This is a genomic window from Paracoccaceae bacterium (assembly GCA_019454225.1).
Classification (GTDB): Bacteria; Pseudomonadota; Alphaproteobacteria; order Rhodobacterales; family Rhodobacteraceae.
The window spans coordinates 713,252-739,162 of sequence record CP075370.1 but is presented as its reverse complement, the minus strand read 5'-3'; the positions used below and the strand labels follow the sequence as shown (position 1 = coordinate 739,162).

Genomic DNA, 25,911 nt, shown 5'->3' with positions numbered 1-25,911 from the left:
GCGGAGACGGGGACTGCGGCGACGGGCGCGACCCTGCACGTCTGGCCCCGGGCCGGCGCCGGTCCACCGGCTGATATCAGGGAAACAGCATCGCGAAATCGGGTTCATGTCCCGAGCGCCGCGAGGCCCTTCAGGACGGCGACACGCACCCGGACCTCGGCAAGCTGACAGTCGAACCGGCGCAGCAGGCCGATGGTCAGCGCGCTGGCCGGGCCTGGCAGGTCCGGCCAGCTAAGGGGGTCAGATGCCTCGGACCTCATGACAAACGCGATGGACCCGGCATCCGGCCACAGACAGATACCCGAACAGGCGGCGGTCATGTCGGCGCAACGGTGCACGATCGGAAAGATGCCCGCCGGTTGGGCAGTTGCCTCGCCCCGGTCGAAATCCGGCAGCCGGAGCGCTTGACCCTCACGCATGAAGCTGAAAACACTCGGTCAGTTCAACGCAGTCCTGAAAGGCGTCACATTGTCCGACACTTCCCTGCCGGGCCTGCCACTGCTGGAAATCCGCGGACTGACGATCGAAGGGCAGTCCGACGGCGATTGGTCGGAAATCGTGCGCGGCATCGACCTGACCCTGCACCGGGGCGAGATCCTTGGGCTGATCGGCGAATCCGGCGCAGGCAAATCCACCCTCGGCCTCGCCGCCATGGGACATGTCCGCGACGGATGCCGCATCACCGGCGGGCAGATCCTTTTCGATGGCATCGACCTTGTCACCGCGTCCGAGCCGACGCGCCGCGGGCTGCGGGGTGCGCGCATCGCCTATGTCGCGCAATCGGCGGCCGCTGCCTTCAACCCGGCGCATCGCCTGATCGACCAGCATGTCGAGGCGCCCGTGCTGCATGGCGTGCGCTCGACCCGTGACAGCAGCGAGGACGCGATCGAACTCTATCGCCGCCTGCGCCTGCCCAACCCCGAGGAGATCGGCTTTCGCTATCCGCACCAGGTGTCAGGTGGCCAGCTTCAACGCTGCATGACGGCCATGGCGATGTCTTGCCGCCCCGATCTGATCATCTTTGACGAACCGACCACCGCACTGGACGTGACCACGCAGATCGAGGTGCTTGCCGCGATCCGCGACGTGGTGCGGCAGTTCGGTACTGCCGCGATCTACATCAGCCATGACCTCGCCGTGGTGGCGCAGATGGCCGACCGCATCAAGGTGATGCTGCGCGGGTCCGAGGTGGAAGAGGCCGGTACCCGCGACATGCTTTCCGCCCCGCGCGAGGATTATACCCGCAGTCTCTGGGCGGTCCGCCATTTCGCCCGCCCGCTGCGGGCGCGCCCGCTGGCCGGGGTCGTGCCGGTGGTGGCGCTCGAGGATGTGACGGCAGCCTACGGCACGACCAAGGTGCTGCAGGATGTATCCTTCGCCGTGCATGCCGGGCAAACCGTGGCGGTGGTGGGTGAATCCGGATCGGGCAAATCCACCGCCGCGCGGGTCATCACGGGGCTTCTGCCGCCGGTGTCCGGCCGCGTCATGTTTGACGGCAGGCCCTTGCCCGCCGGTTTCCGCCAGCGGTCGCGGGACCAGCTGCGCCAGATCCAGATGATCTATCAGATGGCCGATACCGCGCTGAATCCGCGCCAGACCGTTGCCGAGATCATCGGGCGGCCGGTGGAGTTCTACCTTGGCCTGCGGGGCGAGGCGCGGCGGCGGCGCGTGGACGACCTGTTGCGCCAGATCGAGATGGAGCCCGCCGATTTCCGCGACCGCCTGCCGGGCGAACTGTCGGGGGGCCAGAAACAGCGCATCGGCATCGCGCGCGCCCTCGGTGCCGAACCCCGCTTCATCATCTGCGACGAGGTAACGAGCGCGCTGGACCAGCTGGTGGCCGAAGGCATCCTGCGCCTGCTGGATCGGCTGCAGCGTGAACTGGACCTTGCGCTGATGTTCATCACGCATGACATCGCGACGGTGCGCGCGATCGCCGACGAAGTGGTGGTGATGCAATCGGGCCGCGTGGTCGAGGCCGGGCCAAAGGCCGAGATCTTCGCGCCCCCGCATCACCCCTACACCGAACTTCTGCTGTCTTCGGTCCCCGAGATGGACCCCGACTGGCTTGCGCATGTGCTGGCCGCACGCGGGGCCGACGGGCTGGGAGAGGCGGCGACGGCGCGGATGCGCTAACCGCCCCCGACCCGCGGGTCGGGATACGCCGCGGCCCAGTGCCGCGCCAGATCACCCCGGCGACAGACCCAGGCTCCGCCCCGGGCGGCGATGTGATCGAGGAACCGATGCAGCGCCGCGATCCGCCCGGGTCGTCCGATCAGCCGGGCATGCAGCCCCACGGTCATCATCTGCGGACGGGTGGCGCCCTCGGCGTGCAGGCAGTCGAAGGTGTCGCGCAGATAGGTCGCGAACTCCTCGGCCACCTGATACCCGCCATTCGACCGCGAGAACCGGCTGTCGTTGGTGTCCAGCGAATAGGGCACCAGCAGATGTCCGGGATGGTCGGGTGACCAATAGGGCAGGTCGTCGTTGTAGACGTCGCTGTCATACAGGAACCCGCCATGTTCCACGACCAGCCGCCGCGTATGCATCGACGGCATCCCGGCGTAGTACCCGATGGGCGCCTGCCCGGTCAGGTCCTCGACCTGCCGCACGGCACGGGCGATCATGGCGCGTTCATCCTCAACCCGGACCTGAGAGAAATCCAGCCACCGCCAGCCGTGCAGCTGGATATCCATGCCCGCCGCCACCATCGCGCGCAGGGCGATGGGGTTCATCTCGGCTGCACGGCCGACAAGGTTGACCGTCGCCGTCAAGCCCCGGTCCGTGAAGGTTCTGAGCAGCCGCCAGTAGCCCACCCGCGCGCCATATTCGTAGCTGGATTCGATGTTCAGGTCGCGCGCGCCCATCCGCGCCTCGACAGCCACATCCGAAATGCGCGCCTCCGAGCGGTCGTCGCCCTCCAACACGTTCAGCTCGCCCCCCTCCTCGTAGTTGATCACGAAGTTGACGGCGACGCGCGCGTCGCCCGGCCACGCCACGCGCGGGGGTTCACCGGCATAGCCGATCAGGTCACGGGTCGGGATGGCGTTGACCATGGGCGCCCTCGGGTGCAAGCCTGCTGGAACTGGCGTGACCCTGCGCAGGGCGGGGCGTCGCGTCAACACCTGTCTGGCGGGGCGATCATGACACAGGCAGAGCGGCTGGTGCGGCGGATGCTGGCGGCGCTATTGCAGGCAAGCGCGGATCACCCCGGGGTCACCCGCGATGCCTATGGGGCGGGCGAGGCCATCGCCCATGCGATTGCCGAAGCCGAAGCAAGGGCGCTCGAGGCCGAGGTCGCGACCGATGCTGCGGGCAACCTGTACATGACCCTGCCCGGGGCCGATCGGATGCGCCCGGCGTTCCTGACGGGGTCGCATCTCGATTCCGTGCCCCATGGAGGCAACTTCGACGGCGCGGCGGGCGTGGTGGCAGGACTGGCCGCCATGGCCGACCTGCGCGAAAGGGGCATCACCCCGCCGCAGGACCTGACGGTCGTGGCCTTTCGCGCCGAGGAAGCGGCCTGGTTCCCGCTGTCCTATCCCGGCAGCCTGGCCGCCCTTGGCCTGCTGCCGCCGGGCGCGCTTCAGGCGCGGCGGTCAGATACCGGGCGGACGCTGGCCGATCACATGGCGGCGGCCGGCTTCGACCCCGACGCGGTGGCCCGGGGCGAGGCGCGGATCACCCCGGACCGCGTGGCGGCATTTGTCGAGGTGCATATCGAACAGGGGCCGGTGCTGGTGGGCCGCGGCCTGCCGCTGGGGCTGGTGACGGCGATCAACGGCGGCTTCCGCCACATGACGGCCCGCATCACGGGTGACTGGGCGCACTCGGGGGCGACGCCCTATGGCTATCGGCGCGACGCGGCACTAGCGGCCGCCGATCTGATCATGCGGCTGCAAGGCTGGTGGGCCGAACGCGAAGCGGCGGGCGAGGCGCTGACGGTCACATTCGGCTGTCTTGCGACGGACCCCGCCCTGCATGGTGGCAGCCGGGTTGCCGGAGACATGTCCTTCGCCCTGGACATCCGCGCCGGCACGCAGGCGACCCTGGACCGGGCCGCGCAAGCCCTGCGCCGCATTGCGGATGAGGTGGCGCGGGCGCAGGAAGTGGCGATCGACCTTGGCCCCCGCTTCGACTGGGATGCTGCGGCCTGCGACCCGGCCCTTGTCGGTCGGATGGCCGATGTCGCGACCCACCTGCAACTGCCGCACCTGCGGATGCCAAGCGGCGCGGGTCATGACACCGCCGCGCTGGCGGGGGCGGGCATCCCCTCGGCCATGATCTTTGTGCGCAATGCCAACGGCAGCCACAACCCCGACGAAGCGATGGACGAGGCCGATCTGGACCTTGCCGTCCGTCTGCTTGCGCGACTTGCCGAAACGGCGTGCGAGTTGCCGTCAGATGCGGCAGGGGATGGCAAGGCTGCGGTCTAGATCGCCTATGGGGTGTCAGTTCTACTGGCTAAGACCCCATTTTATTTATGGATGGCTGCCTTGACGCAAAGGACGGACGATCCGTAGTCTCGATCAGTCCCACCTTCTTTTTCAAGGAGCGCACATGGCCGACAAGCATGATGGAACGTCCTCACCGTTCGCAGACCTTCGCCCGTCCGACCGCCAGGCACTCCTGACGATGCTGCGGCGGGGTGCAAGTCGCCGCGACGTGCTGGGCTGGATGATGGGCGCGGGCGCCTCCGCCGCCTTCGCCGGGTCGATCTTTGCCGGAGCGTCGATGGCCCATGCCCAGACGCCAAAGCGCGGCGGCAAGCTTACCTTTGGCGAGGTTGTGCATGGCCCCGACGACTCGCTCGATCCGCTGCTCGTGTCGTCCTCGACCGATTTCCACCGGATGCGGATGTTCTATTCGTCGCTCACCCGGCTGACCGACAACCTGACGGCCTCGCCCGAGATCGCGGAGGAATTCGTCCCGAACGCCGATGCGACGGAATGGACGTTCAAGCTGAAGCAGGGGGTCGAGTTCCACGACGGCAAGACCCTGACGGCCGACGATGTGATCTATTCGATGAACCGGCACCTTGGCGAGGGCACCGCGTCGCGGGCCAAGTCGCTGGTGGCCGACATCGAACGCTGGGAAAAGGTCGGACCCTACGAGGTGAAGGCGATCCTCAAGACGCCGAACGCCGACCTGCCCATCGTCCTGGGGACATTCCACTTCAAGATCGTGCAGGACGGCGCCACCGATTTCAGCAAGCCCATCGGCAGCGGGCCGTTCCGGGTGGCCGAATTCGTGCCGGGCGTGCGGGCGCGCGGAACGGCCTTCGAGAATTACTGGGGTGACGGCCCCTATATCGACGAGATCGAGAACTTCGGCATCCCCGATCCGGTCGCACGGATGAATGCCTTCCTCGCTGGCGATCTGGATGTGATCCAGGGCGTTCTGCCGAATGCGATGGCCAGCGTTTCGGGCACGCCGGGCAAGCGGATCATCGCCACGGAATCGGGGTCATACGTCACCATCGCCATGCGCCGCGACATGGCCCCGGGCAGCAACGACGATCTGGTGATGGCGTTCAAGTACCTGATGGACCGCGAGCGCCTGCTGAAGGGCACGCTGGCCGGACAGGGCACACTGGGCAACGACCAGCCGATCAACAAGGCCTATGCCGACTGGTCCCCCGACCTGCCGCAGCGCATGCTCGACCCGGAGAAGGCCAAGTTCCATTTCCAGAAGTCCGGAATCGGCAGCACCGTGATCCCGATCATCGCGTCCGAGGTGGCCCCGGCATCCCTGGAACAGGCGCTTGTCCTGCAGCGCGAGGCGCAGGCCATCGGCATGAACATCGAGGTTCAGCGCGTATCGACCGATGGCTACTGGAGCGCGGTCTGGCTTGTCGCACCGGTCTGCATCGCAAGCTGGAACATGCGGCCCACGGCCAACATCCAGCTGACCCTCGCCTACAAGTCGGACGCGAACTGGAACGAGTCGCACTGGAAGAACCCGATGTTCGACGACCTGCTAATCAAGTCGCGGGCCACCACGGATGCCACGGTGCGCAAGCAGATGTATCACGACATGCAGGAAATGGTGCACAACGAGGCCGGTTCGGTCATCCCGGTGCACCGCAACTTCATCGACGCGGCAAACGACTATGTGAAGGGCTTCACCAACGTGCCGCTGGCACCCTACGGCGGCGTCGAGGGGCCGGAATACTACTGGATCGACAAGGCATGACATCACCCGGCGGCAGTCGGCGCAGGGGGGATCGCAGGTGATCCCCGGTCTGATCCTGCGTCGGCTGCTGGTTGGCCTCGGCACGCTGTTCTTCGTGTCGCTCGTGGTGTTCCTGGGCACGCAGGTCCTGCCGGGAGATGCGGCGCAGATCCGCCTGGGGCAGGAGGCGACGCCCGAAAATGTCGCCGCCCTGCGCGCCCGGCTGGGTCTGGACCGGCCCCTGCACGTTCAGTACCTGTCCTGGCTGCAGGGCTTCGTGACCGGGGACCTCGGTCTGTCCCTGGCCAACGAGGCGCCCGTGGCCAACATGATCGGCGCGCGGTGGTACAACACCGTTGCCGTCGCCCTGCTGACAGCCTCCGTCTCGGTGCCCTTGTCTGTGGGGCTTGGCCTTCTGGCCGCGATGTGGCCGGGCAGCGCGTTTGACCGCAGCCTGACGATGTTCAATGTCGGCCTCGTGGCCGCGCCCGAATTCTTCGTTGCAACCTGCCTGGTCGCGGTGTTCGTGCTGGCGCTGAACCTCGGGTCGGCGGTGGTCATCGGCAGCGCCGAAGGCAAGGGGCTGTTCCAGTTGTATCAGCACTTTGCCTATCCCGTGCTGACGCTCGCGATCGTCACCTCGTCCCAGATGATCCGCATGACGCGCGCGGCGCTGCTGAACGTGCTGACGGCGCCCTATGTGGAAATGGCGATGCTGAAGGGTGTGCCCCGCCGCCGCCTGGTGCTGCGCCATGCACTGCCCAATGCCGTGGGTCCCATCGTCAATGTCATCGCGCTGAACCTGGCGTATCTGATCTCGGGCGTCGTGGTGGTCGAGGTGTATTTCAGCTATCCGGGTCTTGCCGTGCTGATGGTGCAGGCCGTCCAGACACGCGACTTCATCGTGGTGCAATCCATCGGCATGATGTTCTGCGCGGCCTATGTCGCGATCATCATGGTGGCGGACATCGTCGCGATCCTGTCCAACCCGCGCCTGAGGTATCCGAGATGACGGCCGCACCCGACCCGGCACTTCCCGCCGCGCGCCGCCGCAAGGGGCGGGGGCGGCTGACGTGGTTCGGCCGCGTCGGTGTCGCCATCCTGCTGCTGTGGGCGGCAATTGCGATCATCGGCCCCTTCGTGCTGCCGCTGGGCGAGAATGACCTGCCCTTCCCGCGCGACTACGGATCGTACCAGGCCCCGCGCCCCGGTGCCTGGCTGGGCACCGACAGCCAGGATCGCGACGTGATGACCCGCATCGTCTATGGCGCCAGCCGCACCCTGGGCATCGCGCTGCTGGCCACCATGCTGGGCTTTCTGATCGGCGTGGTTGCCGGCGTCGGGTCCGCCCTGATCGGCGGCATGGTCGACGTGCTGGTTGCCCGCTTCAACGACGCGATGATCAGCCTGCCCACCATCATGCTGGGCCTGATCGGCATCGCGGCCTTCGGATCATCCATACCGGTGCTGATCATCATCACCGGCTGCCTGTTCGCCCCCATCGCCTTCCGCCTGTCGCGCGCGCTGGGGATGGAGGTGATGACGCAGGATTTCGTCGAGGCCGCGCGCCTGCGGGGCGAGGGGCTTTGGTGGATCATCCGGGCCGAGATCTGGCCGAACATCTGGCTGCCGCTGCTGTCCGAGTTCGGCCTGCGGCTGATCTACGTGATCCTGTTCGTCTCCTCGCTCAGCTTCCTCGGGCTCGGCATCCAGCCGCCCCGCGCCGACTGGGGCTCGATGGTGCGCGAGAATATCGCGGCGTTGCAGTTCGGCGCCTCGGCGATGCCGGTGCTTGCCCCTGCCATGGCGATTGCCAGCGTGACCATGGCCATCAACTTCATCGTGGACGATTTCACCAACAGCGCCGGCCGCCGCCGCGCTCCGCGGCGCTGACCCATGGCTCCGCGGCCCGTGGCACAACTGGCCACCGTGGCCGCCTACCCGCTGGCCGACCTCGCGGCGGGCATGACCTCGCTTGCCCAGAACGAAAGCTGCTGCCCCCCCAGCCCCTCGGCACTGGCCGCCGCCCGGGCCGCACTGGCCGATGCGGCGCTTTATCCCGACCCCGATTGCACCGACCTCCGCGCCGCCATCGCAGACGTGCACGGTCTGCCGCCCCGCCGCATCCTGTGCGGGGCGGGGTCGATGGACCTGATCGCCGCCGTCGCGCGGGCCTATCTGGCGCCGGGCGACCGCGCGCTGATGCCCGCCCATGGATACCTGTATTTCGCCACCGCCGCACGGCTGGCAGGCGCAGTGGTGGACATGGCACCCGAGGCCGGGCTGACGGTGGATGTGGCGGCCCTGCTGGACCGGGTGACGCCGCAGACACGGGTGGTGTTCGTGGCCAACCCCGGCAACCCCACCGGCACGCGGATCGGACAAGGGCATATCGTGGCCCTGCGCGACGGCCTGCCGGGCGACGTGCTGCTGGTGGTGGATGAGGCTTATGCCGAATTCGCGCCCCCTGCCCCCGTGTTCGATCTTGTGGCCCGGGGGAATACCATCGTCCTGCGCAGCTTTTCCAAGGCCTACGGACTGGCAGGCCTGCGGGCCGGATGGGGCCTGTTCCCCGATGCCATCCGGGCCGAGGTGCAGAAATGCATGCCCCCGAACGGGCTGACCGCCCCCACACAGGCCGCCGCCGCCGCCGCGATGCGCGATCAGGCATGGATGGGCGCGACCGTGGCCGCCACCGCCGCGCGGCGTGATGCGTTCTGCGCCCGGCTGCGCGGCGCGGGGCTGGACGTGCCGCAAAGCCACACGAACTTTGCCCTGATCGGGTTCGGGTCGCCCGCTGCCGCCGCTCGCGCCGATGCGGCGCTGCGGGCGGGCGGCATCCTGCTGCGCGGGATGGCGGGCTACGGTCTGCCCGATCGCCTGCGCGCAACGATCGGCACGGAGGATGACATGCACCGTGCGGCCGTCCTGATCGAAGGATCGCTGGCATGACGCGGATACTGATCCACGCGGCCACCCCCGCGCCGCTGATGGCTCAGGTGCAGGCTGCGGTGCCGGGCGCCGTGGTTTCGGGTTGCGACAGCTATGCCGCCTTGCCCGGCATGGTGGCCGACACCGCGCCCGACATCGTGTTCACCATCCGCTTTGCAGGCACTCCGCGGTTTCCCGCCGCTGCCCTTACCGGGACGGGCGGCCCCGCCTGGATTTCCGTCGGCGGGTCCGGGGTGGACCATCTCGGCACATGGGACCCCACGCGCACCACCGTCACCAATGCCGCAGGCGTCGCGGCGGACCAGATGGCCGAATACGTCATCGCGGCCGCGCTGCATTTCCGGCTGGATGTCCCGGGCCTCATGTCCGACCAGACGGCGGGCCACTGGCGGCGGGAAAGGACGATGCGCCCCCTGCGGGGTGGCACGGCGCTGGTGGTGGGGCTGGGGCGCACGGGTCAGGCCGTGGCCGCCCGCGCGCGCGCCATGGGCATGCGGGTGGTGGGCGTGCGCAACACGCCTGCACCGATCGAGGGGGTCGATGTGCGCCCTCCCGCCGATCTGCCCCACCTTTGGCCGCTGGCCGATCTGGTGGCCGTCTGCACACCGCTGACCCCGGCGACGCGCGGGCTGCTGGGGGCCGAGGCGATTGCCGCTATGAAGCATGACGCGGTGATCGCCGACGTCTCGCGCGGGGGCGTGATCGACGGCGCGGCGCTGGCATCGGCGCTGAACGCCGGCCATCTGGCCGGGGCTGCGCTGGATGTGTTCGAGGAGGAACCCCTGCCCCCCGGCCACCCTCTGTGGACCGCGCCGCGCACGTTGATATCGCCGCATTGCTCATCGGTCTTCGACGGGTGGGAAGAAGCGTCCATCGCCATGTTCTGCGACAACGTCCACCGCTGGCGGCGGGGCGAGCCGCTGCGCAACCTGGTCCAGCCGGGGCGCGGCTATTGACGGGCCAGGCCCAGATGTCCGCGCACCTCGGGCGCCGTGGCGGGCGCGGCGCCGCCTCGGGCCATGGCCGCAACCGCCTGCTCCACCAGATACGCGTTGGTGACCGGTTCGCCGTGCCAGAGGTGATGATCCTCGATCCCCGTCCGCAGGCCGCCGCCACGTTCCACGATCAGGGGGGCCAGCGCGCGCTGGCCGTCGTCACCCTTGCTCGATGCCGTCCAGCGGGTGCCGGCGGGCATCAGATCCAGCATCGCCTCCAGTGCCAGGGGCCGGGCAGGGGCGCACCACAGCACGCCAAACCCGATGCAGACCGGCGTCCGGTCGGGCACGGCGCCATCGGCCATCATCCTGGCCGCCAGCGCCATCTGGCCCAGATCGAACACCGTCAGTTCGGGCCGCACCCCCATCGGCCCCAGCAGGGCCGCCGCCCGGTACAGCATGTCGGTCGGGGACAGGAACACCAACCCGCCGTCACCCCAGGAAAAACTGCCGCAATCCAGCCCCGTCATGTCGGCCCGCGCCGGTCCCAGATGCGCCAGCCTTCGGTCGGCCGACAGGATCGCGGCGGCATCGGCCGGCTGGATCACCGGGTCATGCAGGCCCACCGGCAAGGTGCCGCCACCGCCGCCGGTGAAGTGGATCAGAACCTGCGGGTCGCGTTCGCGGATGCGCTCGGCCACCTCGACGTAAAGGCCCACGTCATGCGCGCCCTGCCCGGTTGCCGGGTCGCGCACGTGGATATGCACCACCGCCGCCCCGGCCGCGGCCGCCGCCAGCGCATCGGCTGCAATCTCGGCCGGGGTGATCGCCAGATGGGGCGTGTCGGCGCGCGAAAGCGTGCCGCCGTTCACGGCGCAGGTGATCCATCTCATGTCGCGGGCGCCTCCTGCGCCAGTAGGCGGCCGTGGCCGGGGGATGTGTCGTCGATCGCGCCGTCCTGCATCACGATGCGGCCCCGGCTGACGGTCAGCACGGGGCGGCCTTGCAGGTCCACGCCGTCCCACGGGGTGAAATCCACGCGGCTGTGCATGTCGGCATGGCGCACGGTCCAGATGGCATCGGCATCCCACAGCGTCAGGTCGGCGTCATATCCGATGGCAAGCGCCCCCTTGCCCCGCAGGCCGAACAGCCGCGCGGGTGCGGCCGACGTCACCTCGGCAAAGCGTTCGGGCGTCAGCCGGCCCGGGACCACCCCACCCGAGAACACTGCCGGCAGCATGGTCTGCAACCCGGGGATGCCGCCGCCAAAACCGGTAAAGGGCATGTCGGCCCCGGCCAGCGCGCGGGCAATGGCTGGCATCCGGTGACTGGGCGAATGATCCGAGGATACGATCTGCAGCCCGCCGTCTGCCAGCGCCGCCCAGAGCGTTGCGCGGTCGTCGGCACCCCGCAGCGGCGGCGCGCAGAGGAACTTTGCCCCCTCGAACCCTGGCCGGGCAAGATCGGCATCCGTAAAGCTCAGGTAATGCGCGCAGGTTTCGGCCGTGATCGCCACACCGCGTGCCCGCGCCCGCGCAACCTCGGCCAGCGCAAGCGCCCCCGAGACGTGATAGACATGCAGCCGCGCGCCCGTCACCGCCGCGTAGTTGGCACCGCGGTGGATCATCTCGGCCTCGGCCATCTGCGGGCGGGCATGGGTGTGCCGGTCAAGGCCGCGCCGCCCCGCCGCCAGTTCGGCGGCGGTCGCATGGCGCACCAGCGCGTCATCCTCGGCATGCAGGATCGCGACCATTCCAAGCGCCGCAGTCGCCGACAGGATCGACAGCAATTCATCATCCGCCAGCGCATAGCCCTGGTAGGTCGAGAACATCTTGACCGCCCGGAACCCCCGCGCGGCCTGGCCCGGCAATGCAGCCAGCGAACCGGGCGAGGCATCGGGCATCTGCACGATCACCGCATGGTCGATCAGGGCCGCCCGCGACGCCGGGGCAAGGTAATCCGCCAGCCGCGCCGCGATGTCATCACCGCGCGCGGCCATGCTTTGCGGGATCACCGTCGTGGTGCCGCCGGCCGCCGCCGCCCGCGTCGCGGTTGCCCAGTCGTCGGGGCAGGGCGCCTCGCCCGCAACCGACGCCTGCGCCAGATGGCAGTGGCTGTCGATGCCGCCGGGCATCAGCATCCGGCCCTCTGCCGCGATCTCGCGGCGGCCCTGCGGCAGGTCGGGGCCGATGGCGGCGATGCGGCCGCCCGCAACCGCCAGATCGCCCCGCACCCGGCCCGCCGGCGTCACGATCACCGCGTCACGGATCACCAGATCAGGCCGCATGGCGGGCATCCTTCATGATTTCGCAGGCAACGCAGGTGCCTGCACGAAAAGCACCACACCGGCACAAGGGAACGCAAAGATGACGACGAGGGGACGCAACTTCACCGGATACGGCCGCCAGGCGCCGCGCATCACCTGGCCCGGCGGCGCACTGGTCGCCGTGAACCTCGTCATCGTCTATGAGGAGGGCTCGGAATACTCGCTGATCGAAGGGCATGGCCGGAACGAGGGCTGGGGCGAATATGCCTTTACCGTCGATCCGCCGATCCGCGACCTCGGCACCGAGACGCATTTCGAATTCGGCAGCCGGGTGGGCATCTGGCGGCTGGCGCGGATGCTCGACGACCTGGGCGTGAAGGCCAGCATCTCGGCCTGCGCCCTGGCACTGGAACGCAACCCCGAGGTGCCCGCCTGGATGAACGAGGCCGGGCACGACCTGCTGGGCCACGGGTGGCGGTGGTTCGAGGCCTTCGCGCAAAGCCGCGAAGAGGAACGCGATCACCTGCTCCGCGCCGTGGAAAGCTATCGGCGGACGCTGGGATATCGCCCGCTGGGCTGGAACCAGCGGTCCTATCCTTCGGTCAACACCTTCGATCTCCTGGTCGAGGAAGGCGGCTTCCTCTACACCTCCGACCCCTGCAACGACGAGATCCCCTATTTCGTGCCGGACGGACGCGGCGGGCGGTTTCTGGTGATGCCCTATTCCAAGACGTTCAACGACAGCCGCTTCCTCGTCTCGCCCGGCTATGCCAACCCCGGCGACTTCGCTGCAGACGTGATCTCGGGCATGGATTACCTGCTGGCCGACGCGCAGGCGATCGGGCCGCGCATGATGACGGTGGCGGTGCATGCCCGCTGGACCGGCCAGCCCAACCGCGCCTCGGGCCTGCGCCGGATCATCGAGCATGGGCTTGCGACCCCTGGCGTCGCCTTCCTGCGGCGGGATGACATGGCACGGCACTTCCTTGCGCATCATGCGGACCTGCCGATGATGTCGCCGCAGATCTGACCCGCCGGTCTCAGGCGGCGGCGGCATGCGCCACCGCCTCGTCCATCGCGGCCAGGAACCGCCGCACCTCGGCCAGCGTGTTGTAATGGCTGATCGAGACCCGCACGCAGGACGAAAGACCCAGCGGACCAAGGATGTTGCCGCTGTAGTGATCGTTCAGCCGGACATGCACGCGGATACCCCTGTCACGCAGGAAGGAGACGAGCGCACCCGACTCCATCCCCGCCAGCGTCAGCGAGACCACACCTTCGCGGTCGGCGTTCCGGGTGCCGCCGATCACCGTGACGCCAGGCATTTCGGCCAGACCGCGCAGGTTTCCCGTGCCATGCAGCATGGCACCCAGAACCGTTGCCTCCTGCCCGTGGATCGCATCGGCTGCGGCCTCGATCCGCGCGCGCCGGTTCTGGCTGGCGGTGAACCGGGCACCCAGCCAGTCGAGATAGTCCACGACATCGGAAAAGGTTGCATAGGCGCCGGAATCCCGCGTCCCCTGTTCCCAGCCGGTCGGCGCCCCTCCGATCACGGTTTCCTTCGTGCAGCCGGTCAGCCGGTCAGACGCCCAGCCGACACCATAGCCATGGCGCGAGAAGATCTTGTAGGGCGACACGGCATAGCCATCGACACCAAGCGCCCGCAGGTCGATGCGCCCATGGCTTGCATGCTGGATTCCGTCGACCACGATGAAACAGCCGGGCGCGACGGCCCGGATTGCCGCGGCGATGGCAACCACGTCGACCGAGATGCCGGTGACGGGTGAGGTATGCACGATGCTGGCCACGCGCAGGTCGGGGGTGATGTACGGGCGATAGGCATCGACCGTGATCGTGCCGGTCGCGTCATCGTGCAGCGCAAGCAGATGCGGCCGCCCCGTCACCTCGGCCCACCGCGCCATCGCGCTGCGCGACGCGGGATGCTCCAGCGTGGACCCCAGCATCGTGCCGCCCGGCGCTGCCCCCAGCGCCGCCGTCCGCGTCAGCCGGAACAGAACCTCGGTCCCGCTTTCGCCGACGAACACCTGGCCGTCCGGCGCATTGAACAGCGTGCGCATGTCGGCCTTGCCCCTGGCGATCATGCCCATCAGCGCCTTCGAGGCGGGATTGTCGCGCCCCTGGTTGTCCGGGTATCCGGCATGCAGCGCCGACGTCTGGATCACCGTATTCAGGTGCAGCGCACCGCCGGCATTCTCGAAGAACACGCGCGGCCCTTCGAACGGGCAGGCATCGACATGCGCGAACCGGCTGCGCACCTCGTCCATCAGCCCCGGAACATCCTCGATCATCCCCGTCTCCTACATTCGCAGCCTGACGCCGTCAGGGTCGAACGGCGGGCGCTCCAGCACCCGGGCGGTGTGGTCCCGCCCCAGGATAGCCACATGCACCGTGTCGCCTGGCGCGGCAATCCCTGCCCTGAGGTAGGCAATCGCCAGCGACTTGCCGACATGATAGCCGTAGGCGCCCGAACTCACCTGCCCCGCAGGCGTGCCATCGGGCAGGAACACAGGTTCGCCGCCCGATGCGTCGGCAGTGGTGGCGTCGATCTCCAGCATCGTCATCACGTCGCGGGGCGGTTGCGCGGCGATCGCCGCCCATGCCGCCTTGTTCAGGAACTCCTTGTCCCCCTTCACAAGGCGGTCCAGCCCCGACTCCTGCGGCCAGTATTCCGGTGAATAGTCGCGGCCCCAGCTGCCGTAACCCTTTTCCACCCGCAGGCTCATCAGCGCGCGTCCACCCACCGGCCCCGCCCCCAGATCGCGCCCGGCCTCCAGCAGGGCCGTGTACAGCGCCACCTGGTCGGCCTCGGCGCAATGCAGTTCCCACCCCAGATCGCCGGTGAAACTGACCCGCAGGGCGGTGCAGTCCACCCCCGCCACGGTGATCCGGGCCGATGACATGAAGGGGAAGGCCGCATTCGACAGGTCGGCATTGGTCAGCCGCGCCAGCAGGTCGCGCGCGCGCGGGCCCGCCACGTTGAAGCCGCAGGTCGCCTCGGTCCGGGATGCGAACGTGGTGCCATCGGGCAGCGGCACGGCGGTGAAGAAGCGGCGGTGGAACCGTTCGGCCATGCCGGAACCGACGATCAGGAATTCTTCCGCCCCGGTCCGCGTGACCGTGAAATCCCCGGCGATCCCGCCGCGCACCCCGATCAGCGGCGTCAGGCAGGACCGGCCCACGCGCGCGGGCATCCGGTTTGCAAAGACCGCGTTCAGCCAGGCTTCCGCCCCCGGCCCCCTTGCCTCGTATTTCGCGAAGTTCGAGATGTCGATGATCCCCGCCGCCGTCCGCAGCATCCGCGCCTCGCGCCCCACGGGGTCCCACCAGTTCTGGCGGGTGAACCCATAGGTCTCCGACCGGGGCTCCCCTGCCGCGGCGAACCACAGCGGGTGCTCCCAGCCGAAGTTCAGGCCGAACACCGCGCCCATGTCCTTTTGCATCGCATAGGCCGGGCGGGTGCGCACGGGGCGGCCCGCCTCGCGCTCCTCGTTCGGGAAGTGGATCTTGAAGCGGTGGGCGTACTGGTCCTGCACCCGGGCGCGGGTAAAGGACCGTCCCGCCCAATGGCCGAAGCGCGCCATGTCCCAGTTGAACATGTCCAGCGTGGGTTCGCCCTCCACCATCCATTCGGCGGCCAGCTTGCCCAGCCCGCCGGACTGCGAGAACCCCGGGATGATCCCGTTGCAGCAGAAGTATCCCGTCAGTTCCGGCACCGGGCCGAACAGCGCCGAACTGTCGGGCGACCAGATCATCGGCCCGTTGATCACCCGCTTGATCCCCGCCCGCCCCACCGCAGGCACCCGCGCGATGGCGCGCAGCATGTTCGGCTCGATCCGGTCAAGGTCATCGGCGAACAGCTCATGGCCAAAGCCGCCGGGGGTTTCATCCTCGGCCCAGAACTTCATGTCGCGTTCATAGGCGCCCACCAGCAGGCCAAGCCCTTCCTGCCGCAGGTAATATTCGCCATCGCGGTCCGCGACAGATGGCAGGCGCCGCCCCGCACCCGCGATCTCGGGGATGGTTTCGGTGACGAAATACTGATGCTCGGTCGGGATCAGCGGCAGTTCCAGCCCTGCCATGCGCCCCACCTCGCGCGCCCACAGCCCGGCGGCGTTCACCACCCAGGGCGTGCGGATGTCGCCGCGCGGGGTGCGCACGATCCAGGTGCCATCCGCCTGCGCCTCGGTCGCAGTCACCGGGGTGAAGCGGTGAATCTCGGCCCCCATCTGCCGCGCCCCCGCCGCATAGGCGTGGGTGACGCCCGAGGGGTCCACGTTGCCGCCGTCGGGTTCGTACATGATGCAGCGGATGCCGTCGAAATCGACCAGCGGATGCAGGCGTTCTGCCTCGTCCCGGCTGACCTCGTGGAAGTTCATGCCGTAGCGCCGCGCCTTGGCGGCCTGGATGCGCAACTGGTGTTCCCGCGCCTCGGTCTGCGCCAGATACAGGCTGCCGGGCTGGAAGATGCCGCATCCCTGGCCGGTCTCGGCCTCAAGCTGCTTGTAAAGGCCCATGGTGTAATGCTGCAACCGGCTGATGTTGGTCACGTCATGCAGGCCGTGGATGTTGGCCGCCGCATGCCAGGTCGATCCGCTCGTCAGTTCCGACCGCTCCAGCAGCACCGCCTCGGTCCAGCCCTTCTTGGCCAGATGATACAGGATCGAACAGCCGACCAGCCCGCCGCCGATCACCACGGCGGGCGCGTGGGTGGGCAGGGGCTTGGCATCCCGTCCGCCTGCCTCGGTTGTCTCGGTCATGGCTCGTTCCCTCCGATTTCCTCTTTGCGCTTGGCCACATAGGCGTCGAGTTCCTCGCGCACAGAAGGGTCCAGCTTCGGTTCCTCATATTCCGCCAGCGCCTGCTGCCAGATCGCGGTGGCGCGCTCGGCGGCATCCCTGGACCCCGCGGCCTCCCAGCCGCCATAGTTTGTCCAGTCGGACAGCAGCGGGCGGTAGAAGGCGGTCTCATAGCGTTGCATGGTGTGGTCGGCGCCAAAGAAATGCCCGCCCGTGGGCACGGACGCGATCGCGTCGAACCCCAGCTCATCGGCTGAAAAGTCGATGGGCCGCAGGATTTCCATGATGTTCTGCAGGATCTCCACATCCAGCACGAGCTTCTCGAAACTCGCCGTCAGCCCACCCTCCAGCCAGCCCGCCGCGTGATAGATCAGGTTCGCGCCGCCCAGCACCGCGCCCCATGTCGCCATTGCCGTCTCATAGGCCGCCTGCAGATCGCAGGCGTTCGAGGCGTTGGAGTTCGAGCTGCGGTAGGGCAGGTTGTAGCGGCGCGCCAGTTGCCCCGCGATGACGTTGGCCTTTGTATTCTCGGGCGTGCCGAATGCAGGCGCGCCCGACCGCATGTCCACGTTCGACGTAAAGGCCCCGTACATCACAGGCGTGCCCGGGCGCACCAGTTGCGTCAGCACCACGCCGAACAGCGCCTCGGCATTCTGCTGGGCCAGGGCTGCGGGCAGGGTCACAGGGGTCATCGCGCCCATCAGCGTGAAGGGCGTCACGGTCACCGGCTGGCCGTGTTCGGCCATGGCGATCAGCCCCTCCCCCATCGCGTCGTCGAACAGGCGGGGCGAGTTGACCGAGATGATGGTGGTCACGCCCGGGTCGGCGGCCATCTGCTCAACCGTGATCCCCCGCGCAATGGCCATCATGCGGATGCCGTCCATCGCCCGCCCCCGTCCGATGGCCGTGCAGTGGAACGTCAGGTCCGACAGCGTCAGGTTGGCGTGGTAGGTGTCCAGATGCCGATTGTTCGCAGGCAGTTCCTGCGGCGATGTCACTTGGTTGCCGATCATGTGGATGGCGTTGAAATGGTGCGCCAGGCGGATGAAATCCTGATAATCCGCCAGATTGCCCGACCTGCGCCCGCGCACCCGGTCATGCACGTTGGGCGGGCCCGCCACGAGGCCGAAGTTCAGCGCCCTTCCCCCGAAGGTCAGCCGCTTGGCCACGTTGCGCGAGGTCAGCGTGAAGGTCGCGGGCACCGTGCGCAGGGCCTGCGCCACGATGCTCTCGTCGATGCGGATCACCTTTTCGTCCCGGTCCACGATGGCGCCCGCAGCCTGAAACAGGTCCAGCACCCGGTCGCCCATGACGCGGATGCCCAGTTCCGACAGGATGCGGATCGAGGTGTCGTGCAGCGCCTGCATCTGGTCGGGGCTGGCCATCTGCATCGGCGGATAGGGGTTTTCCACCGACCGCCAGGGCAGTTGCGCCAGCCCGCCCCCGCTGCGGGCCGACTTGCCCCGCCGCCCGCCGCCGCGTTTCTCGTCGCTCATGGGATGGCTCCTTCGGTTGCGGCGGCGCGGATGTCGCGCAGGCAGGCGGCGGTGGCGGTCACATCGAACAGCACCTCGGCGCCGCCGTCACGGCGGATCACCACGGCATCCAGTTGGGCGAACCGGGTCTGCGCGATGGCATCCGGGGCGAACCGCGCCGGGCGCAGGTCCACCGCGCAGAGCCGCGCCAGCACCAGCGGCAGCGCCGGGCCGGACAGGTGCAGCCAGGCCCACCCCTCCTCGCGCCAGCTCGACCAGCCTTTCGGGCCGGGTTCCGCATCCCACCGCGCGCGCAGGTCGGCCAGCGGGGCGGGATCGGCGAGGTCGCCCAGGATCGTCACGTCATTCCCGCCAAGGCGCAGCACCGCCATTCCCGGCAGCGCGGCAATCAGGTTCGGTGCCGGCAGCGCCACGCCCGCCCCGGCCAGCCAGTCGGCCGCGCCCGGCCCCTTGATGCCAAGGCGCGGCCAGGGGGTGCGGTCGGCCACCGTCAGCCCGCCATCTGTGCCAAGCAGCCCCGCCTCGGCTTCGGCCGCCCCACCGGGGGAAAGGGGATAGATCGCCATCATCCCTCCTGCCGGGTGTTCTTGGGGTCAAGGAAGGCGTGCCCCGTCACGGTGCCCGTCACCGTGCTGCCATCGCGGGCGCGGATGGCGATCCCGGTCCCCGGCGCCGCCAATGCGGCAGGCACGAACGCCAGCGCAATGGGGTGCCCCAGCGTGGGCGACTGCGCGACCGATGTGACATGCCCCGCAGGCACGCCGTCCGCCAGCACAAGGCAGCTTTCGCCCAACCCCCTGGTTCCCGCCGGAAAGGCAATCGCCGCCAGCCGCCGCGTCACCCCCAGCCTGCGCCGCATCTCGACCGACCGCTTGCCCACATGGAAGGGCTTCTTCGACGACAGCGCCCACCCCATGCCCAGCTCATCGGGTGACGACAGCGCATCCGTGTCCTGCCCGATCAGGATATGCCCCTTCTCCAGCCGCAGGATCCGGCTCGCCTCCAGCCCGTAGGGCCGCACCTCGCCCGCGGCCATCACCGCGTCCCACAGGGCGGGCGCATGGCTGGCGGGGCAGTGCAGCTCATAGCTCAGCTCGCCCGTGAACCCGATCCGCATGGCCCGCACCGGCACGCCCGCGACCACCCCTTCGCGGCCGGACAGATAGGGAAAGGCGTCGCGCGAAAAATCAATGTCGCCGGGCAGGCGCGCCAGCACGTCGCGCGCCCCCGGCCCGGTCACGTTCAGCCCGGCAAAGGCGCCGGTCAGGTTGGCCACGTCCACCCGCAGCCCCCATTGCGCATTCCACATCGCCATGTCGGCATAGACCCGCGCCACCGCGCCCGTGGTCGCGGTCACATAGAACCGGTCGGGCGCCAGCCGCAGCGCCACGCCGTCATCGACCACCGCCCCCATCTCGTTCAGCATCAGGCAATAGCGCACGCGCCCCACCGGCTGCGTGCCATGCGACATGGTGTAGATGCGATCCAGGAACTCGCCCGCATCCGCCCCCCGCACCTCCAGCTTGCCCAGGGTGGACACGTCCAGAAGACCCACGCCGGTGCGCACCGCCGCCACCTCGGCCGCGATCAGCGCCTCGCGGTCGCCACGGCCGTAAAGATAGGGCCGCCACCAGGCCCCCACGGGCTTCATCTCGGCCCCGAGGCGCAGGTGCCGCGCGTGCAGCGCGGTGCGCCGCTCCGGAGTGTGGCCGTGACCCGCCAGCGTCCCCAGCGCCTCGGGCATGGCCGGGGGGCGGGCCGTGGCGACACCCACCTCGGCCACCTCGCGCGCGGTCGCCTCGGCCACGATACGGGCGGTTGCAAGGGCGGAATGGCGGCCCTGGCTGGGCCCCATGCCGACGGTGGTGAAGCGTTTCACCAGTTCCAGCTCGCGATACCCTTCGGCCACCGCGTTGATCAGGTCGGCCACCTGAAGATCCTCGTCAAGATCGACGAAATCCTTGCCGCCCGGGTGCGGGTCAAGCGGCTGGTGCCAGAACGACAGCGCGGCGTCGATATCCTTCGGCGCAGGTTCCGCCGCGGCGGACATGCCCAGCGCGCGCAGCGCCGCCGCCCCCGCCCGGCGACCATCCGCCACCACGGCCGCATGGCCGGCATAGCCATTCACCGTTCCCGCCAGATGCAGGCCGGGCCGGTCCAGCCGCAGCACGAAGCGTTCGCTGGCCGTATCGTGACCCAGCACAGCGCCCGCCTGACAGGGCAGTTGCCAGGCAGGGGCCTGCCCCACGCTGACCGCCACGCAGTCGCAATCCACCCAGGACCCCGCCACGCGCACCCGGGCCACGCGGGCACGGCCGGAAGCCTCCTCGATGCGGCCCGCGATGACCGGACACCCCAGCGCCGCGATCCGCCCCTCGTGCCCCGGCAGGGGGCGGGGCACAACCAGCGCCGCGATGGCGATGCCCGCCGCGGCCAGGTCCTCGGCCGCGTCCAGCCCTTCGGGCGTCCCGGCCAGCACCACCGCCCGACGCCCGGGGGCCACGCCATGCAGCCGGATCAGCCGCCGCACCGCCCCGGCCGAGATGATCCCCGGCAGGTCGTTGTTGCGAAACACGGCAGGCTGCTCGATCCCGCCCACCGCGAATATCACCTGCCGCGCCCGCACCCGCCACAGCGTGCCCCCCTGCACCAGCGACAGCCAGTTGTCGGCAAACCACCCGGTGCAGGCCGTGCGCGTCATCAGCCGCACGCCTTCGGGCGCGCTGGCCGCCCCCTGCGGCGCGTGGCACAGGCTGCCGCCCGGTTCCGGCCCCGCGTCGCACAGGATCACGTCCGCACCACCCCGGGCAGCCTCGGACGCCGCCGCAAGTCCGGCAGGCCCACCCCCCACCACCAGAACATCGCAATGCAGATGCGCCTTGTCGCCATGGGGGAACCGCGCGCCCGTGTCCACGCGGCCCAGCCCCGCCTTCGCGCGGATGCGCGGCTCCCAGAACCGCAGCCAGGCCTGCCGCGTCGGCCCCATGAAGGTGCGGTAATAGAACCCCACGGGCAGGAACCGCGCGAAAAGCCCGATCGCCGCGTCCCGGTCAAAGGCCAGCGACCCCGCGACGTTCTGCGCCGTCACCTCCATGCCCTCCGCCACCTCGCGCAGGTCGGCCTGCACGTTCGGTTCGGCCCCCACCTGCACCAGCGTGTTCGCCTCGGCGCCCGCAAGGCCGAACGCGCCGCGCGGGCGGTGATACTTGAACGACCGCGACAGCATCATCTGGCCGTCGGCCATCAGCGCGCTGGCGATGGTGTCGCCCGCATAGCCCTGCACCCTGCGCCCCTCGAACCGGAAGGACACAGGCCGCGTGCGGTCGATCCGCGTGCCAAACGGGGCGGGCAGGCGCGTCATGGTTTCGCCCCGGGCAGCCAGGTGCGCAGGATGGTGTCGGTCAGGGTATGGCGTTCGGCCAGGAACACCGTGTTCGACGGCGTGTGCCGCCACCATTCCACCATCGGGCCGGGGCGGTTTTCCGCCCGGAACAGATGCGCGGCCCAGTCGGCATCGGCGGCACCCTCGGCCAGATCGGGGCGCAACGGCCCCAGGTACTGGAATTCGTCGATGTTCCGTGGCCCGTTCAGGGGGCATGTGAGCAGCTTCATCCCATCCCCCCTAGTGACTGGCCGCCGTGGCGCCCATTTCGTTGACCAGATCGAACCGCGCGAACCGTGACAGGGCAAAGGGCGCCAGAACCTCGGGCACCCTTCCCGTCGCGATGCACTCGGCCATCCGCTTGCCCGCCACCGGCGTCGCCTTGAACCCCCAGGTGCCCCAGCCGCAATCCAGCCACAGGTTGTCCAGGGGCGAGGCGCCCATGATCGGGCTGTAGTCCGGCGTCATGTCGGTGATCCCCGCCCATTGGCGCAGCACCTTCAGGCCCCGCAGGAAGGGGAACAGATGCACCGCGCCTTCGGCCAGATGTTCCTTCAGGTCCAGGGTCGAACGGGTGGAATACAGTTGATAGGGGTCCGATCCGCCACCGATCACCACCTCGCCGCGCGACGACTGCACGAGGTAGGTATGCAGGCTGACCGAGGACACCAGCGTATGCAGCCAGGGCTTCACCGGCTCGGTCACCATCGCCTGCAACGGGAAGCACCGGATCGGCAGGTCCACCCCCGCCCGCAGCGCCATGTCGTAATTCATGCCGCCGCAGGCGATCAGCACCGCGCCCGCGTTGATCACCCCCCGGTCGGTCTGCACCTGCGTGACGCGGTCGCCGGTCACGCCGAACCCGGTCACCGCCGTGCGCTGGTGAATCTCCACCCCCCGCCGCGACGCCTCGCGCGCATAGCCCCAGGCCACCGCGTCATGCCGCGCCGTGCCGCCGTCGGGATGCCAGAGACCGCCGATGATCTCCAGCGCGCCCCCCCGGTCCATGTTCAGTTCCGGCACCCGGGCGCGCACCTCGTCGGGGCCGATCACCTCGATCCCGATGCCCATGTGCCGCCCGGTCTCCGCGCGCAGGTGAAAGGCGCGCAACGTGGCCTCGGAATGCGCCAGCGTCAGTTGCCCGCGCTGCGAGAACATGACGTTGAAATCCAGCTCCTCCGACATGCCTTCATACAGCGCCACGGCCTCCTTGTAGAAGGCGATGGATTGCATCGTCATGTAGTTCGACCGGATCGTGGTGGTGTTGCGCGCGGTGTTGCCGCCCGCCAGCCACCCCTTCTCCAGCACGGCGACGCTGCGGATGCCGTGATACTTGGCCAGATGATGCGCGCAGGCCAGCCCGTGCCCGCCGCCGCCCACGATCACCACGTCATAGGACGCGCGCAGGTCAGGCGTGGGCGGCAGGTCGCCGGTGACCGGATAGCCGCGGCTGAGGCCATATTTCAGAAGCCGAAGGACCATCCCTAGTAGAGATGCTGCGCGACATGCGCGAAACGGCTGCCGTCGCCGGGCAACGCCAGCACCGCATCGCGCAGCGCCGCCGCCCGGCCCGCCCCCAGCACCGGATCGGCGAACTCGTGGAACTTCGCCACGATCTCCGCCTTGCCAAAGGGCCGCTCGGGTCCGCCGCGGGCATGGGTGTCGCCCGATGACAGCACGCGCCCGTCCGTCAGCACCAGGTCGACATCGGCCCAGCGGCCCGCCGGATAGCGCGCCTCGTGGCGGGGGTCCGGCGCCACCGTGGTGCGCGCGACCATCGCCGCCACCACCGGATCGGACAGTCCCGCACCCGAGATATGCTCCAGCCCGATGCGTCCATGCACCAGCATCACCGCCACCGGGAAAGGCAGCGCATACTGCGCCTTCGACGTCGTGTCGGGCATCCCCTGGAACAGCGCGGCGGCATAGTCGAAGCTGCGCACATGCACCCGCGCGATCTGGTCGTGCCGCAGGCCGTGGGCCAGCATCACCTCGCGCGCCGCGTCCACCGCCGCATGGGCCCAGCGGCAGGTGGGATAGGGTTTCACATACTGATGCTCGATCTGCCAGAACCGGCCCAGATCGTCCCAATGGGGCGCCGCCTCGGGGGCCTCGACCGTCACGGCCGGGGCGCCGGTGAACCCGCGCTCGGCCATCACCGCCGCCGCCATCCCCGCCAGCGCGCCCCAGCCCGACCCGTCGTGCAGCATCGTCGGCGTCGCGATCTCGCGCATCATCTGGCTGCGGGGGCCGTGGTATTCGGCAATCCCCAGTGCCTCTCGCAACTGTGCGTCCGACAGCCCCCGCAACCGGGCCGCCATCGCGGCCACCCCCAGGGCGTTCCACGCGCCCGACGTGTGATAATCGCTGACCGTGGCATGCAGCGCGATGCCCGCGCGCCCGGCCACCTCATAGCCCACGACCAGGGCGGCCAGGGCCTCGGGGCCGGACAGGTCGCGCGTCTCGGCCAGCGCGGCCAGCGTGGGCACCGTGACCACGCCGATATGCCCCTTCGTCGGGTTGTAGCCGTCATGCCCGTCAAGGTTGTCGGTCTGCGTCGCGGCCGCAAACACCGCCCCCGCCGCGCTGACCCGGCGCCCGTCGAACAGCATCCGCGCCGCCGGGCCCCCGTCACCCGCACCGAACAGCATCGCGGCGGTATCGCGCGCGATGACCCCCGCCGCCATGGGCCCCGCCGCGGCCACGATGCCCAGCGTGTCCAGCAGCATCAGCGCGGCGCGGTCCATCGCCCCGGGCGGGATGTGCTGTGGCGAAAGCCCCAGGGCGAACCGCGTGACCCGGGCAAGCACATCGCCTGCGGCAGCCGTTGCGCCCTGCATGATGCGTCCCTTCCTGCACGGTCCTTTCCCTGTGATATAATTGTGCAGCGCCCCTTACACGCGATAGTTTCGGGGTCTTGGCACAAGAAAACTGTTGTCATGGGGCCGTCACCGCGGAATCTGTGACACCTGGGGACAAAGACACCGATGAACCGCCCGCCACCGCCGCTGAACTTCATCCGCTCCTTCGAATGCGCCGCCCGGCATCTCAGCTTTACCCGCGCCGCGCAGGAACTGGGCTATACCCAGGCCGCCATCAGCACCCATGTGCGGGCGCTGGAAAAATACGTCGGCCGCGACCTGTTCGTGCGCAACGCCCGCAGCCTGCAACTGACCGAGATGGGCGCGGCGTTCCTGCCCACCCTGCGGCAGGCGCTGACCCAGATCGACAACGCCACCGACGCGGTGATGACCGGCGGACGCGACCGCAGCGTGATCGTCGCCTGCCCCTTCAGCCTGGCAGAGAACTGGCTGCCCGCCTGCGTGGCCGAATTCCACCGGGCACGCCCCGACATCGAGGTGACGATCCATGGCACCGTCTGGGAAGAGGCGGATGACCGCATCGCGGATCTGGTGATCACCGTGAACCGCGACGACGAGGTTCCGCCGGGGGCGCAGCCCCTCTGGCGCGAGACCCTGTCGCTGCTCTGCGCGCCGGATGTTGCCGGAACCATCCGCGAACCGGCCGACCTGATCGACCACGGCAAGGTGCTGATCGCGGGGCGGCAGGAATACTGGGCCATCATGGCCGACGCGCTGGCGACCCCGGACCTGGCCCAGATCGACGGCGGCGGTCGTGTGGCGCATTTCAAGACCAACGCATCGAACGTCGCGCTCGAACTTGCGGCCGAGGGACAGGGCGTGACGATCGCGCTGACCTCGCTGGCGCAGGTCTATCTGCACCGCAAGCTGCTTGCCGAACCCTTCGCGCTGCGCCCGGCCAGCCCCTGGACCTATTACCTGCAGAACCGTGGCGGCGCGCGCGGGGCCTCGGTGGACCGCCTGTTCAATCACCTGGTGGCGGCGGGCGCCCGGCTGAACGGCTGACG

Annotated in this window: 21 protein-coding genes; 9 read left to right on the top strand and 12 right to left on the bottom strand. The window is 69.2% G+C overall.

What is annotated here, in order from left to right:
• Positions 1 to 104: 104 nt before the first annotated feature.
• Complete coding sequence (locus KF887_03530; GenBank protein QYK42212.1) at positions 105 to 419, bottom strand: hypothetical protein; 315 nt, start codon at positions 417 to 419, stop codon at positions 105 to 107.
• Between KF887_03530 and KF887_03525 the strand changes: the two genes are divergently transcribed.
• Entirely contained in the window at positions 418 to 2,136 is a 1,719-nt protein-coding gene (locus KF887_03525; protein QYK42211.1) for an ABC transporter ATP-binding protein, read from the top strand. The genes KF887_03530 and KF887_03525 overlap by 2 nt on opposite strands.
• Here the strand turns inward: KF887_03525 and KF887_03520 are convergent.
• Positions 2,133 to 3,056, bottom strand: a complete 924-nt coding sequence (locus tag KF887_03520) for a polysaccharide deacetylase family protein (GenBank protein ID QYK42210.1) — start codon at positions 3,054 to 3,056, stop codon at positions 2,133 to 2,135. The two genes, KF887_03525 and KF887_03520, sit on opposite strands and share 4 nt — an antisense overlap.
• 87 nt (positions 3,057 to 3,143) lie before the next feature.
• Here KF887_03520 and KF887_03515 point away from each other — a divergent pair, with 87 nt between their 5' ends.
• The 6 genes from KF887_03515 (at position 3,144) to KF887_03490 (ending at position 10,082) form a co-directional block, all read left to right on the top strand.
• Complete coding sequence (locus KF887_03515) at positions 3,144 to 4,436, top strand: hydantoinase/carbamoylase family amidase (protein QYK42209.1); 1,293 nt, start codon at positions 3,144 to 3,146, stop codon at positions 4,434 to 4,436.
• Positions 4,437 to 4,560: 124 nt separating this feature from the next.
• The gene (locus KF887_03510) at positions 4,561 to 6,195 is read left to right on the top strand and encodes an ABC transporter substrate-binding protein (GenBank protein ID QYK42208.1); all 1,635 of its coding nucleotides are present in this window, start codon (positions 4,561 to 4,563) and stop codon (positions 6,193 to 6,195) included.
• A 37-nt stretch (positions 6,196 to 6,232) separates the two neighbouring features.
• Complete coding sequence (locus KF887_03505; protein ID QYK42207.1) at positions 6,233 to 7,186, top strand: ABC transporter permease; 954 nt, start codon at positions 6,233 to 6,235, stop codon at positions 7,184 to 7,186.
• Positions 7,183 to 8,067, top strand: a complete 885-nt coding sequence (locus KF887_03500; protein ID QYK42206.1) for an ABC transporter permease — start codon at positions 7,183 to 7,185, stop codon at positions 8,065 to 8,067. The genes KF887_03505 and KF887_03500 overlap by 4 nt, the downstream gene beginning before the upstream one ends.
• A gap of 3 nt (positions 8,068 to 8,070) precedes the next feature.
• Positions 8,071 to 9,126: an aminotransferase class I/II-fold pyridoxal phosphate-dependent enzyme gene (locus KF887_03495; protein QYK42205.1), complete on the top strand. Its 1,056-nt coding sequence runs from the start codon at positions 8,071 to 8,073 to the stop codon at positions 9,124 to 9,126.
• The gene (locus KF887_03490) at positions 9,114 to 10,082 is read left to right on the top strand and encodes a D-2-hydroxyacid dehydrogenase (protein QYK43418.1); all 969 of its coding nucleotides are present in this window, start codon (positions 9,114 to 9,116) and stop codon (positions 10,080 to 10,082) included. Before KF887_03495 ends, KF887_03490 begins: the two co-directional genes overlap by 13 nt.
• Here the strand turns inward: KF887_03490 and KF887_03485 are convergent.
• Positions 10,076 to 10,954, bottom strand: a complete 879-nt coding sequence (locus KF887_03485) for a 3-keto-5-aminohexanoate cleavage protein (GenBank protein ID QYK42204.1) — start codon at positions 10,952 to 10,954, stop codon at positions 10,076 to 10,078. The two genes, KF887_03490 and KF887_03485, sit on opposite strands and share 7 nt — an antisense overlap.
• On the bottom strand, positions 10,951 to 12,348 hold the full coding sequence (locus KF887_03480; GenBank protein QYK42203.1) for an amidohydrolase family protein: 1,398 nt from the start codon (positions 12,346 to 12,348) through the stop codon (positions 10,951 to 10,953). Before KF887_03480 ends, KF887_03485 begins: the two co-directional genes overlap by 4 nt.
• Positions 12,349 to 12,427: 79 nt before the next feature.
• Between KF887_03480 and KF887_03475 the strand changes: the two genes are divergently transcribed.
• On the top strand, positions 12,428 to 13,357 hold the full coding sequence (locus KF887_03475) for a polysaccharide deacetylase family protein (GenBank protein QYK42202.1): 930 nt from the start codon (positions 12,428 to 12,430) through the stop codon (positions 13,355 to 13,357).
• A gap of 10 nt (positions 13,358 to 13,367) precedes the next feature.
• Here the strand turns inward: KF887_03475 and KF887_03470 are convergent, their stop codons facing one another.
• Genes KF887_03470 through KF887_03435 form a run of 8 tightly spaced genes read right to left on the bottom strand, consistent with a single transcriptional unit; the run spans position 13,368 to position 24,862 of the window.
• Positions 13,368 to 14,636, bottom strand: a complete 1,269-nt coding sequence (locus KF887_03470; protein QYK42201.1) for an aminotransferase class V-fold PLP-dependent enzyme — start codon at positions 14,634 to 14,636, stop codon at positions 13,368 to 13,370.
• Between the two features lie 9 nt (positions 14,637 to 14,645).
• Positions 14,646 to 17,063 carry a GcvT family protein gene (locus KF887_03465; protein QYK43417.1) on the bottom strand — a complete coding sequence of 806 codons (2,418 nt, stop codon included), beginning with the start codon at positions 17,061 to 17,063 and terminating at the stop codon, positions 14,646 to 14,648.
• A 38-nt stretch (positions 17,064 to 17,101) separates the two neighbouring features.
• A complete protein-coding gene (locus KF887_03460; protein ID QYK42200.1) occupies positions 17,102 to 18,640 on the bottom strand; it encodes a trimethylamine methyltransferase family protein in 1,539 nt (512 codons plus the stop codon).
• Positions 18,637 to 19,206, bottom strand: coding sequence for a hypothetical protein (locus KF887_03455; protein ID QYK42199.1), 570 nt, complete (start codon positions 19,204 to 19,206; stop codon positions 18,637 to 18,639). The genes KF887_03460 and KF887_03455 overlap by 4 nt, the downstream gene beginning before the upstream one ends.
• Positions 19,206 to 22,001 (bottom strand): (2Fe-2S)-binding protein, encoded by a 2,796-nt coding sequence (locus KF887_03450; GenBank protein QYK42198.1) that lies wholly within the window; start codon positions 21,999 to 22,001, stop codon positions 19,206 to 19,208. The genes KF887_03455 and KF887_03450 overlap by 1 nt, the downstream gene beginning before the upstream one ends.
• The gene (locus KF887_03445; GenBank protein QYK42197.1) at positions 21,998 to 22,252 is read right to left on the bottom strand and encodes a sarcosine oxidase subunit delta; all 255 of its coding nucleotides are present in this window, start codon (positions 22,250 to 22,252) and stop codon (positions 21,998 to 22,000) included. Before KF887_03445 ends, KF887_03450 begins: the two co-directional genes overlap by 4 nt.
• A 10-nt stretch (positions 22,253 to 22,262) precedes the next feature.
• Positions 22,263 to 23,504, bottom strand: a complete 1,242-nt coding sequence (locus KF887_03440; protein QYK42196.1) for an FAD-dependent oxidoreductase — start codon at positions 23,502 to 23,504, stop codon at positions 22,263 to 22,265.
• A 2-nt stretch (positions 23,505 to 23,506) separates the two neighbouring features.
• The gene (locus KF887_03435) at positions 23,507 to 24,862 is read right to left on the bottom strand and encodes an MmgE/PrpD family protein (protein QYK42195.1); all 1,356 of its coding nucleotides are present in this window, start codon (positions 24,860 to 24,862) and stop codon (positions 23,507 to 23,509) included.
• A gap of 147 nt (positions 24,863 to 25,009) precedes the next feature.
• On the opposite strand from KF887_03435, the gene KF887_03430 reads away from it, so the two are divergent.
• A complete protein-coding gene (locus KF887_03430; GenBank protein QYK42194.1) occupies positions 25,010 to 25,909 on the top strand; it encodes a LysR family transcriptional regulator in 900 nt (299 codons plus the stop codon).
• Positions 25,910 to 25,911 lie beyond the last annotated feature (2 nt).

What these genes read in the sequence shown, in the direction of transcription:
- KF887_03525 (QYK42211.1), top strand. Translation starts at nt 418, where the DNA reads ATGAAGCTGAAAACACTCGGTCAGTTCAACGCAGTCCTGAAAGGCGTC.
- KF887_03530 (QYK42212.1), bottom strand. Translation starts at nt 419, where the DNA reads ATGCGTGAGGGTCAAGCGCTCCGGCTGCCGGATTTCGACCGGGGCGAG.
- KF887_03520 (QYK42210.1), bottom strand. Translation starts at nt 3,056, where the DNA reads ATGGTCAACGCCATCCCGACCCGTGACCTGATCGGCTATGCCGGTGAA.
- KF887_03515 (QYK42209.1), top strand. Translation starts at nt 3,144, where the DNA reads ATGACACAGGCAGAGCGGCTGGTGCGGCGGATGCTGGCGGCGCTATTG.
- KF887_03510 (QYK42208.1), top strand. Translation starts at nt 4,561, where the DNA reads ATGGCCGACAAGCATGATGGAACGTCCTCACCGTTCGCAGACCTTCGC.
- KF887_03500 (QYK42206.1), top strand. Translation starts at nt 7,183, where the DNA reads ATGACGGCCGCACCCGACCCGGCACTTCCCGCCGCGCGCCGCCGCAAG.
- KF887_03495 (QYK42205.1), top strand. Translation starts at nt 8,071, where the DNA reads ATGGCTCCGCGGCCCGTGGCACAACTGGCCACCGTGGCCGCCTACCCG.
- KF887_03485 (QYK42204.1), bottom strand. Translation starts at nt 10,954, where the DNA reads ATGAGATGGATCACCTGCGCCGTGAACGGCGGCACGCTTTCGCGCGCC.
- KF887_03480 (QYK42203.1), bottom strand. Translation starts at nt 12,348, where the DNA reads ATGCGGCCTGATCTGGTGATCCGTGACGCGGTGATCGTGACGCCGGCG.
- KF887_03475 (QYK42202.1), top strand. Translation starts at nt 12,428, where the DNA reads ATGACGACGAGGGGACGCAACTTCACCGGATACGGCCGCCAGGCGCCG.
- KF887_03470 (QYK42201.1), bottom strand. Translation starts at nt 14,636, where the DNA reads ATGATCGAGGATGTTCCGGGGCTGATGGACGAGGTGCGCAGCCGGTTC.
- KF887_03460 (QYK42200.1), bottom strand. Translation starts at nt 18,640, where the DNA reads ATGAGCGACGAGAAACGCGGCGGCGGGCGGCGGGGCAAGTCGGCCCGC.
- KF887_03455 (QYK42199.1), bottom strand. Translation starts at nt 19,206, where the DNA reads ATGGCGATCTATCCCCTTTCCCCCGGTGGGGCGGCCGAAGCCGAGGCG.
- KF887_03450 (QYK42198.1), bottom strand. Translation starts at nt 22,001, where the DNA reads ATGACGCGCCTGCCCGCCCCGTTTGGCACGCGGATCGACCGCACGCGG.
- KF887_03445 (QYK42197.1), bottom strand. Translation starts at nt 22,252, where the DNA reads ATGAAGCTGCTCACATGCCCCCTGAACGGGCCACGGAACATCGACGAA.
- KF887_03440 (QYK42196.1), bottom strand. Translation starts at nt 23,504, where the DNA reads ATGGTCCTTCGGCTTCTGAAATATGGCCTCAGCCGCGGCTATCCGGTC.
- KF887_03435 (QYK42195.1), bottom strand. Translation starts at nt 24,862, where the DNA reads ATGCAGGGCGCAACGGCTGCCGCAGGCGATGTGCTTGCCCGGGTCACG.
- KF887_03430 (QYK42194.1), top strand. Translation starts at nt 25,010, where the DNA reads ATGAACCGCCCGCCACCGCCGCTGAACTTCATCCGCTCCTTCGAATGC.